General features: G+C 60.9%; 15 protein-coding genes and 3 pseudogenes. 17 read left to right on the top strand and 1 reads right to left on the bottom strand.

Going from position 1 to position 14,619, the window contains the following annotated elements; translation table 11 throughout:
• Positions 1–351 precede the first annotated feature (351 nt).
• On the bottom strand, positions 352–939 hold the full coding sequence (locus tag G3436_RS28220; RefSeq protein ID WP_163942639.1) for a cold-shock protein: 588 nt from the start codon (positions 937–939) through the stop codon (positions 352–354).
• A gap of 305 nt (positions 940–1,244) precedes the next feature.
• Between G3436_RS28220 and G3436_RS06505 the strand changes: the two genes are divergently transcribed.
• The 17 genes and pseudogenes from G3436_RS06505 to queC all read left to right on the top strand — a co-directional run.
• On the top strand, positions 1,245–1,715 hold the full coding sequence (locus G3436_RS06505; RefSeq protein WP_163942636.1) for a Dps family protein: 471 nt from the start codon (positions 1,245–1,247) through the stop codon (positions 1,713–1,715).
• A 275-nt stretch (positions 1,716–1,990) separates the two neighbouring features.
• A complete protein-coding gene (locus tag G3436_RS06500; protein WP_163942634.1) occupies positions 1,991–2,320 on the top strand; it encodes a ribbon-helix-helix domain-containing protein in 330 nt (109 codons plus the stop codon).
• 110 nt (positions 2,321–2,430) lie between these two features.
• Positions 2,431–2,651 (top strand): annotated as a pseudogene (locus G3436_RS06495) (FmdB family zinc ribbon protein).
• A 95-nt stretch (positions 2,652–2,746) separates the two neighbouring features.
• Entirely contained in the window at positions 2,747–4,522 is a 1,776-nt protein-coding gene (gene aspS / locus G3436_RS06490) for an aspartate--tRNA ligase (RefSeq protein ID WP_163942631.1), read from the top strand.
• A 122-nt stretch (positions 4,523–4,644) separates the two neighbouring features.
• Positions 4,645–5,390, top strand: a pseudogene (locus G3436_RS06485) (YebC/PmpR family DNA-binding transcriptional regulator).
• 118 nt (positions 5,391–5,508) lie between these two features.
• Positions 5,509–6,033, top strand: coding sequence for a crossover junction endodeoxyribonuclease RuvC (gene ruvC / locus G3436_RS06480; protein WP_163942628.1), 525 nt, complete (start codon positions 5,509–5,511; stop codon positions 6,031–6,033).
• Between the two features lie 108 nt (positions 6,034–6,141).
• On the top strand, positions 6,142–6,750 hold the full coding sequence (gene ruvA / locus G3436_RS06475) for a Holliday junction branch migration protein RuvA (protein ID WP_163942625.1): 609 nt from the start codon (positions 6,142–6,144) through the stop codon (positions 6,748–6,750).
• A complete protein-coding gene (gene ruvB, locus G3436_RS06470) occupies positions 6,751–7,806 on the top strand; it encodes a Holliday junction branch migration DNA helicase RuvB (RefSeq protein ID WP_163942622.1) in 1,056 nt (351 codons plus the stop codon).
• A 125-nt stretch (positions 7,807–7,931) separates the two neighbouring features.
• Positions 7,932–8,387 carry a tol-pal system-associated acyl-CoA thioesterase gene (gene ybgC / locus G3436_RS06465; protein ID WP_163942620.1) on the top strand — a complete coding sequence of 152 codons (456 nt, stop codon included), beginning with the start codon at positions 7,932–7,934 and terminating at the stop codon, positions 8,385–8,387.
• 2 nt (positions 8,388–8,389) lie between these two features.
• Entirely contained in the window at positions 8,390–9,085 is a 696-nt protein-coding gene (gene tolQ / locus G3436_RS06460; RefSeq protein ID WP_043864241.1) for a protein TolQ, read from the top strand.
• A gap of 14 nt (positions 9,086–9,099) precedes the next feature.
• Entirely contained in the window at positions 9,100–9,552 is a 453-nt protein-coding gene (gene tolR / locus G3436_RS06455; protein ID WP_163942616.1) for a protein TolR, read from the top strand.
• A complete protein-coding gene (tolA, locus tag G3436_RS06450; protein ID WP_163942642.1) occupies positions 9,549–10,637 on the top strand; it encodes a cell envelope integrity protein TolA in 1,089 nt (362 codons plus the stop codon). The genes tolR and tolA overlap by 4 nt, the downstream gene beginning before the upstream one ends.
• A 47-nt stretch (positions 10,638–10,684) precedes the next feature.
• Positions 10,685–11,935, top strand: a complete 1,251-nt coding sequence (gene tolB / locus G3436_RS06445) for a Tol-Pal system beta propeller repeat protein TolB (protein ID WP_187697402.1) — start codon at positions 10,685–10,687, stop codon at positions 11,933–11,935.
• A 52-nt stretch (positions 11,936–11,987) separates the two neighbouring features.
• Positions 11,988–12,485 carry a peptidoglycan-associated lipoprotein Pal gene (gene pal, locus G3436_RS06440; protein ID WP_042121796.1) on the top strand — a complete coding sequence of 166 codons (498 nt, stop codon included), beginning with the start codon at positions 11,988–11,990 and terminating at the stop codon, positions 12,483–12,485.
• Between the two features lie 6 nt (positions 12,486–12,491).
• Positions 12,492–13,300, top strand: a pseudogene (gene ybgF, locus G3436_RS06435) (tol-pal system protein YbgF).
• A 158-nt stretch (positions 13,301–13,458) separates the two neighbouring features.
• A complete protein-coding gene (queE, locus tag G3436_RS06430; RefSeq protein ID WP_163942611.1) occupies positions 13,459–14,106 on the top strand; it encodes a 7-carboxy-7-deazaguanine synthase QueE in 648 nt (215 codons plus the stop codon).
• Between the two features lie 15 nt (positions 14,107–14,121).
• A partial coding sequence (gene queC, locus G3436_RS06425; RefSeq protein ID WP_163942608.1) for a 7-cyano-7-deazaguanine synthase QueC occupies positions 14,122–14,619 on the top strand: 498 nt, incomplete at its 3' end.

Raw genomic sequence — 14,619 nt, 5'->3', positions numbered from 1 at the left:
CAGGCCGAGCGTAGGTGTCGCGTGCCCCCGGAGCGGCACCGGAGGGAGGGGACCCGGAGCGAAGCGTAGGGCCGGCTGAAGGACGGAGCGGTTTTGCTTACTTTTTCCAAGAAAAAAGTAAGCCGCTGTAAGAGCGCAAGGGGCCTAGATGGTCGCTATCCATGCTGGGCATGCACACGATCAGCGATTTCAGCGGGGGTGTGATTATCCTGCATGGGCAGCGCGGCGTACGGCCCATCCCTCCGGCCTGCTGACAGGCCGCACAATCAAGATCACCAGCAACACAACCAAACATCAGGCGTAAAAAAACCGCGATCGGCAGTGGTGCCGTCGCGGTTTTTTCGTCGACGATCAGCGCCGCGGCGCAGCAATCACGTCTTCAGCCTGCAGGCCCTTGTCACGGTTCATCACCGAAAATTCCACACGCTGACCTTCGACCAGCACCCGATGGCCCTCGCCACGGATCGCACGAAAGTGCACGAAGATGTCATCGCCTGAATCACGCGAAATAAAACCAAAGCCCTTGGAGGTGTTGAACCACTTCACGGTGCCCGTATCGCGGTTGCTCATGTCGTACGGCACTGCCGGGCTGCGGGTACGGCCAACTTTGGCCAGGCCCGCCACCAGGTGCAGCAGCACAGCGAGCAGGGCGCAGGCCATCGCTGTGATATTGCCCAGCTCTGGGCGTGCCAGCAGTGTCACCGCCTGCAGAGCCACCGCCAGTACCAGCAGCACGCTGGTTGCCTGTTGCAGATAGTGCCGTGCACCCCGGTAGTGCTGGGGCAGCACCGGCGCGAGGGTCAGGTTGAGCAGGCCGAACAAGGCCAGGTAAATGGCGTCCGGTTGCTGCAGGAAAGGGACGGCTTCGCCCCTCAGGCTGGGTATCAGGGACAGCAGCAAGGCGGCTGCGCCCGTCAACAGATGAACGATCTTGAACATGATGGTTTGGCTCACATTTTATTAAGGCTTATCACAGGAAGAGCTGAACCCACGGTGCGCAGTTACCGATGAGACGCCAAAGCGCAGGTGCAGCCTATGCGTCATTGCCCGAAAAATATGCAGTGACGGCACACTGCCTATTTAACCGCAAAGCCGGGGGGTTCTCAAATCAGCTGGTCGCCCGCCGGCCTGCAGCTGCTGCACCGTGTCGCAGCAAGGCCGCGCAAACGAGGCTGCAGGCGCACGCAACTCTTGATACAGTGCCCGTCAGCGTGTTGATCTGACATCACAGGAAGGAAATGTACATGGCAATTGATATTGGTATCAGTGAAGATGATCGCAAGTCCATTGTCGACGGGCTGTCGCATCTGCTATCGGATACGTATGTACTGTACTTGAAGACCCATAACTTCCATTGGAACGTGACCGGGCCGATGTTCAATACACTGCACTTGATGTTTGAAGGGCAATACAACGAACTTGCCCTGGCCGTGGATGCGATTGCCGAACGTATTCGTGCGCTGGGCTTTCCTGCACCAGGTACGTATTCCACCTATGCCAAGCTGTCTTCGATCAAGGAAGAGCCGGGCGTGCCGGCCGCCGAAGAGATGATCAAGCAACTGATCGATGGTCAGGAAGCTGTCGTGCGCACCGCGCGCAGCCTGTTCCCGCTGCTGGACAAGGTCAGTGACGAACCCTCCGCCGACCTGCTCACCCAGCGTATGCAGGTCCACGAGAAAACCGCGTGGATGCTGCGTTCCCTGCTGGCCCAGTAAGCAGGTAGCTGCTCGCTAGCAGTGTTGCGAGCATGAAGAAGCCCGAGTCTGCCTGGCGCCGATTCGGGCTTTTTCATGCCCGCGATAGTGCAGCGAAAGTTTCAGGGGAAGGTTTTCTGCAGGTTTAATGGATGAATCAAACTAAGGGCGCTTCCTACACTTTGCGGGTGAGGGGTCTGCTGGTTCGTTCGCGTTGATCAGCGCTTTATAGACAGGCACCTGGAACAACACTGTTCCGGGGTTGAACTTCCTGTCCGTCAAAGCGTGGTAAGCGTATGTCGCGAGTTGTGAATGAAGGTGCATGCCCCCCCGGAAAACCTCAGGGCGATGCGATCGACCCTTTTCAGGCAGATTTCAACATGGGGCTGGCCCGACCACTGTCACGCTCGGTGCGCCTCAACGGATTTGCCACATGCTTGCGTCTGGAGGAGGTCTACTGGAAAATCCTCGAACGTATTGCCGCAGCCAACCATTGCACGGTCAATTCCGTGCTGTCGCATGTCGACCGCGAGGTGCACCTGCGTCACGGCGGGGTAAAGAATTTCAGCGGCCTGGTACGGGTGATCTGTGTGGTCTATCTGCTGGGCGGCACCAGCGCGGCCTGAGCCATTGGTGCACTGGCCGGCTGGGCGGGCTGCACAGCCCTCCTTAACCATATATAATCTCGCTTTTTGCTGCGGGGCGTGGCCCGCGCAGTGGTCAACGAGATACGCCAATGCCACTTTACGACTATCAATGTGCTGCCTGCAGCCACCAGATGGAAGCCCTGCAGAAGATCAGCGCAGCGCCGCTGACCGACTGCCGGCCTGTCAGGCACCTGCTCTGAAGAAGCTGATCTCTGCTCCGGGCTTCCGCCTGGGTGGCACGGGTTGGTACGAGACCGACTTCAAGACCGGCTCGAAAAAGAACCTGGCGGGCGCTGACAAGGCCGACTGAGTTGAACTGAACTGCCAGGCTCTTGCACTATGGGCCCCCTGGGGCTTGCCGGGCCTTTACCGAATTCACGAATCACGAGAAGCGAAACCACCATCATGATGCGCAGCCATTATTGCGGCCAACTGAACGAGAGCCTGGAAGGTCAGGAAATTACCCTTTGCGGTTGGGTCCATCGTCGTCGCGACCACGGCGGGGTGATTTTCCTCGATATCCGTGATCGCGAAGGCATGGCCCAGGTCGTGTTCGACCCGGACCGCGCAGAAAGCTTCGCCGCCGCCGACCGCGTGCGCAGCGAATACGTGGTGAAGATCACCGGCAAGGTGCGCCCGCGTCCTGCCGGCGCAGTCAACGCCAACATGGCTTCCGGTGCTATCGAAGTGCTGGGCTACGAGCTTGAAGTACTGAACGAAGCGGAAACCCCGCCGTTCCCGCTCAACGAATACTCTGACGTGGGTGAAGAAACCCGCCTGCGCTACCGCTTCATCGACCTGCGCCGTCCGGAAATGGCCGAGAAGCTGCGCCTGCGCTCGCGCATTACCACCAGCATCCGTCGTTTCCTCGACGAAAACGGTTTCCTCGACGTCGAAACACCGATCCTGACCCGGGCCACCCCGGAAGGCGCGCGCGACTACCTGGTGCCAAGCCGTACCCACGCTGGCAGCTTCTTCGCCCTGCCGCAGTCACCTCAGCTGTTCAAGCAATTGCTGATGGTCGCTGGCTTCGATCGCTACTACCAGATCGCCAAGTGCTTCCGCGACGAAGACCTGCGTGCCGACCGCCAGCCGGAATTCACCCAGATCGACATCGAGACCAGCTTCCTGGGCGAGGCCGAGATCATGGGCCTGACCGAGAGCATGATCCGCAAGCTGTTCAAGGAAGTACTGGACCTGGAGTTCGGTGACTTCCCGCACATGACCTTCGAAGAGGCCATGCGTCGTTACGGCTCCGACAAGCCCGACCTGCGCAACCCGCTGGAACTGGTCGACGTTGCCGATCAGCTGCAGGCCGTGGACTTCAAGGTGTTCAGCGGCCCGGCCAATGATCCGAAGTGCCGTGTTGCCGCACTGCGGGTACCGGGCGGGGCGAGCATGCCGCGCAGCCGTATCGACGAGTACACCAAGTTCGTCGGCATCTACGGTGCCAAGGGCCTGGCGTACATCAAGGTCAACGAGCGCGCCAAGGGCGTTGAAGGCCTGCAGTCGCCGATCGTCAAGAACATCCCCGAGGCCAACCTGAACGTGATCCTCGATCGCGTGGGTGCGGTCGATGGCGACATCGTGTTCTTTGGAGCCGACAAGTCCAAGATCGTCAGCGAGGCCCTGGGCGCATTGCGTATCAAGGTCGGCAACGACTTCAACCTGCTGACCTGCGAATGGGCGCCGATGTGGGTCGTCGACTTCCCGATGTTCGAAGAGAACGACGACGGCAGCTTCACCGCACTGCACCACCCGTTCACCGCGCCGAAATGTTCGCCTGAAGAGCTGGAGGCCAATCCGGCCACCGCGCTGTCGCGTGCCTACGACATGGTGCTCAACGGTACCGAGCTGGGTGGCGGTTCGATCCGTATCCACCGCAAGGAGATGCAACAGGCGGTGTTCCGCCTGCTGGGCATCGAAGCGGCTGAACAGGAAGAGAAGTTCGGCTTCCTGCTCGACGCCCTCAAGTTCGGCGCACCGCCGCACGGTGGCCTGGCCTTCGGTCTGGACCGTCTGGTAATGCTGATGACCGGCGCCCAGTCGATTCGCGAAGTGATCGCGTTCCCGAAAACCCAGAGCGCCGCTTGCGTCATGACCCAGGCCCCTGGCCTGGTCGACGCCAAGGCCCTGCGCGAGTTGCACATCCGTCTGCGCGAACAGCCCAAGGCTGAATAAGCGGACCCGAGGCGCATCCAGTTGGATGCGCCTTTGCGTTACGGCATGCCGATTTGATTGCCCACGCCACGGGTCGACCGGGCGGGGGCGTGGTTTTGTTTCAAGGATTTTTGGAGTCGTATATGGCGGGTCATTCCAAGTGGGCGAACATCAAGCACCGCAAAGAGCGCCAGGATGCCAAGAGAGGCAAGATCTTCACCAAGTGGATTCGTGAGCTGACGGTTGCCGCCAAGCAGGGCGGCGGCGACCCAAACTCCAACCCGCGCTTGCGTCTGGCCCTGGATAAGGCGCTGGGTGCCAACATGAGCCGCGACATCATCGACCGGGCCGTGGCCCGCGGTGCTGGCGCGACCGAAGCGGACAACGTCGAAGAGCTCAGCTACGAGGGCTATGGCCCGGGTGGCGTGGCGATCATGGTCGAGGCCATGACCGACAACCGCAACCGTACCGCCGCCGCCGTGCGTCACGCGTTCAGCAAGTGCGGCGCAACCTGGGTACCGACGGTTCGGTGGCCTATCTGTTCGAGCGCAAGGGGCAGATCAGCTTTGCCGCAGGCGTCGACGAAGATGCGCTGATGGAAGCGGCGATGGAAGCCGATGCCGATGACGTGGTCAGCAATGAAGACGGCTCGTTCGACGTGTTCACCTCCTTTGCCAGCTTCTACGCGGTGCGTACAGCGCTGCAAGCCGCTGGCTTCGAGGCCGCAGACGCGGAAATCGTCATGCAGCCCACCACCAGTGCCGAGCTGGACCTGGAGGGGGCGCAGAAGGTACTCAAGCTGATCGACATGCTTGAAGACCTGGATGATGTACAGAACGTCTACTCCAATGCCGAGATTCCAGACGAGGTCATGGAGCAGCTCGGCTAGGATTCAGTTCTGGCGTACTTGAGGCCGGACCCGTCTGCAGGTGCACTGAGTGCCTGGGATGGGTCCGGCTTCTGTCTTTTCAACGGCGCATTGCTGCGTCATTTTTTGCGCAGGCGTTATGACACTGATTCTTGGTATTGACCCCGGCTCGCGCATTACCGGCTATGGTGTGGTGCGTCATACCCCCCGTGGCTGCGAGTACGTGGCCTCCGGCTGCATACGCACCGGCAGCGGCGAGCTGCCCGAGCGTCTGCAGATCGTCTACCGGGGCGTGCGCGAGATCATTCGCCAGCACGGGCCGGTGACCATGGGGATCGAGCGGGTGTTCATGGCGCGCAATGCCGATTCGGCGCTCAAGCTCGGCCAGGCGCGTGGCGCGGCGATCGTGGCGGCGGCCGAAGAGGGGCTGGAGATTGCCGAGTACAGCGCCACCCAGGTCAAGCAGGCGATCGCCGGTACTGGTGGCGCGAACAAGGAGCAGGTGCAACTGATGGTGATGCACCTGCTCAAGTTGACCCAGAAGCCGCAGATCGATGCCTCGGATGCCCTGGCCATCGCCATGTGCCATGCGCACACTCGCTCCAGCCTGGTGGCGCACGGGCTGGGGGCGGCACGCAGCCGCAGCGGCCGCTTGCGGCTCTGATAGCATCATCGGTTAACACAATTTCGCTTGCCGGCCACTGCCTGCTTGCAATCATGGCGACTGACGACGGGTTTGACCGGCTCGGCGCTCTGGATAAAGGACCTGAACGTGATTGGACGTTTGCGCGGTACCCTGGCTGAAAAGCAGCCGCCGCACCTGATTGTTGATGTCAATGGCCTGGGCTATGAGCTGGAAGTGCCGATGACGACGCTGTATCGCCTGCCCAAGGTGGGGGAAGCGGTGACCCTGCACACGCACCTGGTGGTGCGTGAGGATGCGCACCTGCTGTACGGCTTTCACGAAAAGCGCGAGCGCGAACTGTTTCGCGAACTGATTCGGCTCAATGGCGTGGGCCCCAAGCTCGCCCTGGCATTGATGTCGGGCCTTGAGGTCGACGACCTGATACGCTGCGTGCAGGCTCAGGACACCTCGGCACTGGTCAAGGTGCCTGGGGTTGGCAAGAAGACCGCCGAGCGTCTGTTGGTGGAGCTCAAAGACCGCTTCAAGGCCTGGGAGACCGCGCCGAGCCTGTTTACTCTGGTGTCCGATGGGCCGCAGGTGGCGCCGACCGTTTCCACCGCCGAGACCGATGCGGTCAGCGCGCTGATCTCGTTGGGCTACAAGCCGCAAGAGGCCAGCCGCGCGGTGGCAGCCATCGATGCCAAGGGCCTGAGCAGCGAAGAGCTGATCCGGCGCAGCCTCAAAGGGATGATTTAAGTGATCGAAGCCGACCGACTGATAACCGCCACCGGGCGCGACCGTGAAGAAGTCCAGGACCGGGCGATCCGTCCTTTGCGCCTGGACGAGTACATCGGCCAGCCGGTGGTGCGCGAGCAGATGGCGTTGTTCATCCAGGCTGCGCGCGGGCGTAGCGAGTCGCTGGACCATACACTGATCTTTGGTCCGCCAGGCCTGGGCAAGACCACCCTGGCCAACATCATCGCCCAGGAAATGGGGGTGTCGATCAAGAGTACCTCGGGGCCGATCCTGGAGCGTCCCGGTGACCTGGCGGCGCTGCTGACCAACCTTGAGCCTCACGATGTGCTGTTCATCGACGAGATTCACCGGCTTTCGCCGGTGGTCGAAGAGGTGTTGTACCCGGCCATGGAAGATTTCCAGCTCGACATCATGATCGGCGAGGGGCCGGCGGCGCGTTCGATCAAGCTCGACCTGCCGCCCTTCACCCTGGTGGGGGCCACGACCCGGGCGGGCATGCTCACCAACCCGTTGCGCGACCGTTTCGGCATCGTGCAGCGCCTGGAGTTCTACAACACGGCGGACCTTGCGACCATCGTCAGCCGCTCGGGCGGGATTCTCGGGCTGCCGATCGAAGACGAGGGCGCCTTCGAAATCGCCCGTCGCGCCCGCGGTACGCCGCGTATTGCCAACCGGTTGCTGCGCCGCGTGCGTGACTATGCCGAAGTGCGCGGCAAGGGTGACATCACCAAGGCCATTGCCGACCTGGCACTGAACCTGCTGGACGTCGACGAGCGCGGTTTCGATCACCAGGACCGGCGCCTGTTGCTGACCATGATCGAGAAGTTCGATGGCGGGCCGGTGGGCGTAGACAGCCTGGCGGCGGCGATCAGCGAAGAACGCCACACCATCGAGGATGTACTCGAACCCTACCTGATCCAGCAGGGCTACATCATGCGTACTCCGCGTGGGCGGGTGGTGACCCGCCATGCCTACCTGCACTTTGGCCTGAACATCCCCAACCGGATGGGCGAGGCGCCTGGCAGCGAGGCTTTTTGCGCGCCGCCCGATGAATGACAGATTTATCCGGCGATTTCGTGGTCCTATCGGCGGACACGCACGGGTCGCGCTGGCAATACGACATAATCCGTTAAAAACAGTTGGTGGGGCGGATTGGCAAGCTGAGGAGTTAGCACTAGAGTATGCGCGCGCAAAATGGGGTTGAGGCGTTCGCACATCGCTGTCGCGTCTATTACGAGGACACGGATGCGGGCGGCGTGGTGTATTACGTCAATTATCTGAAATTCATGGAGCGTGCCCGCACCGAGCGGTTGCGCGAGCTGGGCTTTGCCCAGTCTGCAATGGCAGAACAGAACACCTTGTTCGTCGTTCATTCCAGCGAGGCGCGCTACCACGCGCCGGCCCGCCTGGACGACGAATTGCGGGTCACCGCACAAGTGCTTGAATTGAATCGCGCCAGCCTGCGTTTCGTGCAGCAGGTGTGGCGCGAGCGTGATGCAACGCTGCTCTGCGAGGGGCAGTTCCTGGTGGCCTGTGTGCGCGCCGATACGTTCAAACCCCGAGCCATCCCCCCTGAGCTGCGTGCAGCCTTTATTGCGGCGGATGGTGCGGGTACACAATCAAATGCAGGAGATTAAGCGTGGAAGCTAACGTCGTCGACCATACCTCCATGTGGAGCCTGGTCAGTAATGCCAGCATCGTGGTGCAGCTGGTAATGCTGATTCTGGTGGCCGCATCGGTGACCTCATGGATCATGATTTTTCAACGCAGCACCATGCTGCGTGCCGGTCGTCGTGCGCTGGAAAGTTTTGAGGAGCGCTTCTGGTCGGGTATCGATCTGTCCAAGCTGTACCGCCAGGCCGGCAGCAACCCGGACCCGGACTCGGGTGTGGAGCAGGTGTTCCGGGCCGGCTTCAAGGAATTCTCGCGTCTGCGCCAGCAGCCGGGTGTCGATCCTGACGCGGTCATGGAAGGCGTTGGCCGGGCCATGCGCGTTGCCATCTCGCGCGAAGAAGAGAAGCTCGAGCAGAGCCTGCCATTCCTCGCCACCGTGGGTTCCACCAGCCCGTACATCGGTCTGTTCGGCACCGTATGGGGCATCATGAACTCCTTCCGCGGCCTGGCTTCTGCCCAGCAGGCGACCCTGGCCACCGTGGCTCCGGGTATCGCCGAAGCGCTGATCGCCACCGCGATCGGCCTGTTCGCCGCAATCCCGGCAGTTATTGCCTACAACCGTTTCGCTGCGCGCAGTGAAGTCTTGATCGGCCGTTACTACACGTTCGCCGACGAGTTCCAGGCCATCCTGCACCGTAAAGTGCACACCAGCGAAGAGTGATCAGGTAAAAGCCCATGGCTCGAGTTCGACACAAACGCAAGCCGGTCGCCGAGATGAACGTGGTGCCTTACATCGATGTGATGTTGGTGCTGCTGGTCATCTTCATGGTGACCGCACCGATGCTCAACCAGGGCGTGAAGGTCGACCTGCCCAAGGTTTCCAGCGAAGCCTTGCCGCAGGACAACAACGTCCAGATCCTTACCATTTCGATCAAGGCCGACAAGACCTACTTCTGGAACCTTGGCAGCGAAGTCGACACCGAAAAGCAGATGGACAAGGCCATGACCTTGCCGCAGATGACTGACGCTGTGACCAAGATCATTGCCGCCGGGCGTGACCAGGGCAAGCAGACCCAGGTCTTCATCCGTGGTGACAAGTCCGTCGACTATGGCGCCGTGATGGGCGCCATGGGTGGTTTGCAGAAGGCCGGTGTGGGTAACGTTGGCCTGATTACCGAGGCGCCCTGATGCAACAGCGAGAGCCATCCGCCTCGGAAAGCTATTTCTGGCCCAGTGTCTGGGCCATCGCGCTGCACGTTCTGGTGTTCGGCATGCTGTTCGTCAGTTTTGCCATGACCCCGGAGCTGCCGCCGGCCAAGCCTATTGTCCAGGCGACCCTGTACCAGCTGAAGTCCAAAAGTCAGGCCACCACCCAGACCAATCAGAAGATTGCGGGTGAAGCGAAGAAAACCGCTGCGCGCCAGACCGAAGTCGAGCAGATGGAGCAGAAGAAGGTCGAGCAGCAGAAGCAGGAAGCGGTGAAGGCTGCGGAACAAAAGAAAGAAGAGGCTGCTCAAAAGGCCGAGGAGGCCCGCGAGGCCGCTGAAGCCAAGAAGGCTGACGAAGCGAAGAAGGCGGACGAGGCCAAAAAGGCCGATTCGGCCAAGAAAGCCGAGGAAGCCAAGAAGGCTGAAGAGAAACAGCTGGCCGATGTCGCCAAGAAAAAGGCCGAAGAGGAAGCCAAGAAAAAGGCTGCCGAAGACGCCAAGAAGCAGGCGGCTGAAGACGCCAAGAAAAAAGCCGCCGAGGATGCCAAGAAAAAGGCAGCCGAGGACGCGAAGAAAAAAGCGCTGGCTGAAGAGGCCAAGAAAAAGGCCGCTGAAGACGCCAAGAAGAAAGCTGCAGCCGATGCGGCCAAGAAAAAATCAGCAGAAGCGGCGCGCAAAGCGGCGGAAGACAAGAAAGCCCAGGCCCTGGCCGAGCTGTTGTCCGACTCCACCGAGCGTCAGCAGGCGCTGGCAGACGAACAGGGTGACGAGGTGGCCGGCGATTTCGACGACCTGATCCGTGCCCGTGCAGCCGAAGGGTGGGCCCGTCCTCCTTCAGCGCGCAAGAACATGACAGTGGTACTGCAGATTGGCATGTTGCCCGATGGCACCGTGACCACGGTGAGCGTTGCACGCTCCAGTGGTGATGGTCCGTTCGACGCCTCTGCCGTGGCAGCGGTCAAGAACATTGGTCGATTGACCGAAATGCAGGGCTTGAAACCGAGCGACTTCAATCCCTATCGTTCATTCAAGATGACATTCACACCTGAGGATCTAGCCTTGTGATTAACCTTCTTAGAGGACTGCTGGTTGTTCTCTGCTGCGCAGCAGGGATGGCCGTTGCAGAAGAAAAGAACATCCTGGTCACCAGCGGCAGCGACCGTGCCACGCCGATTGCGGTCGTGCCGTTCGCCCTGCAGGGTGGCAGCGTGCTGCCCGAGGACATGGCCGACATCATCGGCAATGACCTGCGCAACTCCGGCTACTACTCGCCGATCCCGCGCCAGAACATGATCAGCCAGCCGAGCCAGGCCAGCGAAATCATCTTCCGTGACTGGAAGGCACTGGGTGCCCAGTACGTGATGGTGGGTAGCATCGTGCCGTCGGGCGGCCGCCTGCAGGTGCAATACGCCCTGTTCAACGTCGCCACCGAACAGCAAGTGCTGACCGGCAGCGTCTCGGGCAGCACCGACCAGTTGCGCGACATGTCGCACTACATTGCCGACCAGTCGTTTGAAAAACTCACCGGTATCAAGGGCGCGTTCTCCACGCGCATGCTGTATGTGACCGCCGAACGCTTTTCGAAAGACAGCACGCGCTACACCCTGCAACGCTCGGACTATGACGGCGCCCGCGCCGTGACGCTGCTGCAGTCGCGCGAGCCGATCCTGTCGCCGCGCTTCGCGCCCGATGGCAAGCGCATTGCCTATGTGTCGTTCGAGCAGCGTCGCCCGCGTATCTTCGTGCAGCACATCGATACCGGTCGCCGTGAGCAGATCACCAACTTCGAAGGCCTCAACGGCGCGCCTGCCTGGTCGCCGGATGGTTCGCGCCTGGCGTTCGTGCTGTCCAAGGACGGCAACCCGGACATCTATGTGATGAACATGGCCTCGCGTCAGTTGTCGCGTGTCACGGCCGGCCCGGGTATCAACACCGAGCCGTTCTGGGGCAAGGATGGCTCGACCATCTACTTCACGTCAGACCGTGGCGGCAAGCCACAGATCTACAAAACCAGCGTTTCGGGTGGTGGTGCCGAGCGTGTAACTTTCGTGGGTAACTACAACGCCAACCCTAAACTGTCGGCGGACGAAAAGACCCTGGTGATGATCCATCGCCAACAAGGTTTCACCAACTTCAAGGTGGCCGCACAGGATTTGCAGCGGGGAAGTGTAAAAATCCTCTCAGAAACAAGTCTTGATGAGTCACCCACTGTTGCGCCCAACGGCACCATGCTAATCTACGCCACCCGCCAGCAGGGCCGGGGAGTCTTGATGCTCGTCTCTCTCAACGGACGCGTGAGGCTCCCGCTTCCTACCGCTCAAGGCGAAGTCAGAGAACCGTCCTGGTCCCCTTACCTGAACTGACGCGGCGCTTTACGTTGTACTTAACACATTGGGGTTCATTAGGAGTTTCAAGATGGAAATGCTGAAGTTTGGTAAGTTTGCTGCGCTGGCTCTGGCCATGGCTGTAGCTGTAGGTTGCTCCTCCAAGGGCGGCGACAACGCTGGTGAAGGCGCTGTTGATCCAAACGCTGGTTACGGCGCTAACACCGGTGCTGTTGACGGCTCCCTGAGCGAAGAAGCTGCTCTGCGCGCAATCACCACCTTCTACTTCGAATACGACAGCTCGGACCTGAAGCCAGAAGCCATGCGCGCTCTGGACGTTCACGCCAAAGACCTGAAAGGCAATGGCGCTCGCGTCGTCCTGGAAGGCAACACCGACGAGCGTGGTACTCGCGAATACAACATGGCTCTGGGCGAGCGTCGTGCTAAAGCCGTTCAGCGCTACCTGGTACTGCAAGGCGTTTCCCCAGCCCAACTGGAACTGGTTTCCTACGGCGAAGAGCGTCCAGTTGCTACCGGTAACGACGAGCAGTCCTGGGCTCAAAACCGTCGCGTCGAACTGCGTAAGTAATTCGATATGCGAACGTGCCGCCGTGCTGTAACCGTCCTGGCTCTCGCCCTGCCACTTGTGGCCTGGGCCGAGGTTCCTGTTGTTGATGACAACGCTGGTAATAACGGCGCAAGCAGTTATCCGCCAGCGGGTTATGGTACGAGCGCGCCTACGCCGGGGGAGGGGTTTCGGCCCCTGCCTCGGCGCAGGGTCAGCTGTTCATGCAATTGCAGCAGATGCAGGATCAGATCTCGCGCCAGCAAGGCGTGATCGAAGAACTGCAAAACGATGTAGCCCGCCTGAAACAGGAAGGCCTGGAGCGTTACCAGGACCTGGATCGGCGTATCGGAGCTGGCGGTACACCCGCTGCAACTCCCGAGAATTCTTCCACTGGTGGCAATGTCGCCGCCGGTGCCGCTGCAGGTGCCGTAGCCCCTGCAGCCAGTAGCGAACCTGGCGACCCGGCGAAAGAAAAGCTCTATTACGATGCTGCTTTCGACCTGATCAAGGCCAAGGATTTCGACAAGGCCAGCCAGGCGTTCAACGCCTTCCTGCGCAAGTACCCAAACAGCCAGTACGCCGGCAATGCCCAGTACTGGTTGGGTGAAGTGAACCTGGCCAAGGGTGACCTGCAGGGCGCAGGTCAGGCCTTCGCCAAGGTCAGCCAGCTGTATCCCAAGCACAACAAGGTGCCGGACTCGCTGTACAAGCTGGCCGATGTAGAGCGCCGCCTGGGGCATACCGACCGGGTCAAAGGCATCTTGCAGCAAGTGGTCACCCAGTACCCGGGGACCTCTGCTGCCCAACTGGCGCAGCGCGACCTGCAGAAGCTCTGATCAGCCCGCCTGGAAGAAACCCGCGCTTGTCGCGGGTTTTTTCGTTAGAATCGATGCCCTTTTATTTATTTACGCTGCTGCGAACTACGCGATGACGGGTTCGCTGCGGTGCCTGACGGAGGCGGACAGCCTGTTTAGCTGTTACGCCCGTGGCGACTATGCAAGACACATTACGCATTACCGAAGTTTTTTACTCGTTGCAGGGTGAAACGCGTACCGCCGGGCTGCCCACGGTTTTTGTACGCCTCACCGGCTGTCCTCTGCGTTGTCAGTACTGCGACAGCGCCTATGCCTTCAGTGGCGGCACCGTGCGTAGCCTCGACTCGATCCTTGAGCAGGTCGCCGGCTTTCGCCCGCGCTACGTGTGTGTCACCGGCGGTGAGCCGCTGGCGCAACCCAACGCCATCGCTTTGCTCAAGCGGCTGTGTGACGCCGGTTACGAGGTCTCGCTGGAGACCAGTGGTGCGCTGGACATTTCCAGGGTGGACCAGCGCGTCAGCCGGGTCGTCGACCTCAAGACCCCAGGCTCCGAAGAGATGCACCGCAACCTTTACGAGAATATCGAGCTGCTGACCCCGAACGATCAGGTCAAGTTCGTCATTTGCTCGCGTGAAGACTACGACTGGGCGGTGTCCAAGCTGATCCAGTACGGGCTCCAGAAGCGTGCGGGGGAGGTGCTGTTTTCGCCAAGCCATCACCAGGTCAAGGCCAGTGACCTGGCAGACTGGATCGTGGCCGATAATTTGCCGGTTCGTTTTCAGCTTCAGTTGCACAAGCAACTGTGGAACGACGAGCCGGGACGCTGATTGGGGAGTGATGCTATGACTGAGAAACGTGCGGTAATCCTGTTGTCCGGTGGCCTGGACTCGGCCACGGTGGTCGCCATGGCCAAGGCCGACGGCTACAGCTGCTACACCATGAGCTTCGATTACGGCCAGCGTCATCGCGCCGAGCTGGACGCTGCCGCGCGGGTCGCCCGCGACCTGGGGGTCGTGGAGCACAAGGTGATCGGCCTGAGCCTGGACGGCATTGGCGGGTCGGCACTAACCGACAGCAGCATCGACGTGCCCGAGGCGCCCACCGAGGGCATCCCGGTGACCTACGTGCCGGCGCGCAACACTGTGTTCCTGTCGCTGGCGCTGGGCTGGGCTGAAGTGCTGGAGGCGCGTGACATCTTCATCGGCGTGAATGCGGTGGATTATTCGGGCTACCCGGATTGCCGGCCCGAGTTCGTTGAAGCCTTCGAGCGCATGGCCAACCTGGCGACCAAGGCTGGTGTCGAGGGGCAGGGCTTTCGCATCCAGGCGCCGTTGCAGAAC

The sequence above is a fragment of the Pseudomonas brassicae genome, from assembly GCF_010671725.1.
GTDB lineage: Bacteria > Pseudomonadota > Gammaproteobacteria > Pseudomonadales > Pseudomonadaceae > Aquipseudomonas > Aquipseudomonas brassicae.
This window is presented reverse-complemented; position numbering and strand designations above follow the sequence as displayed.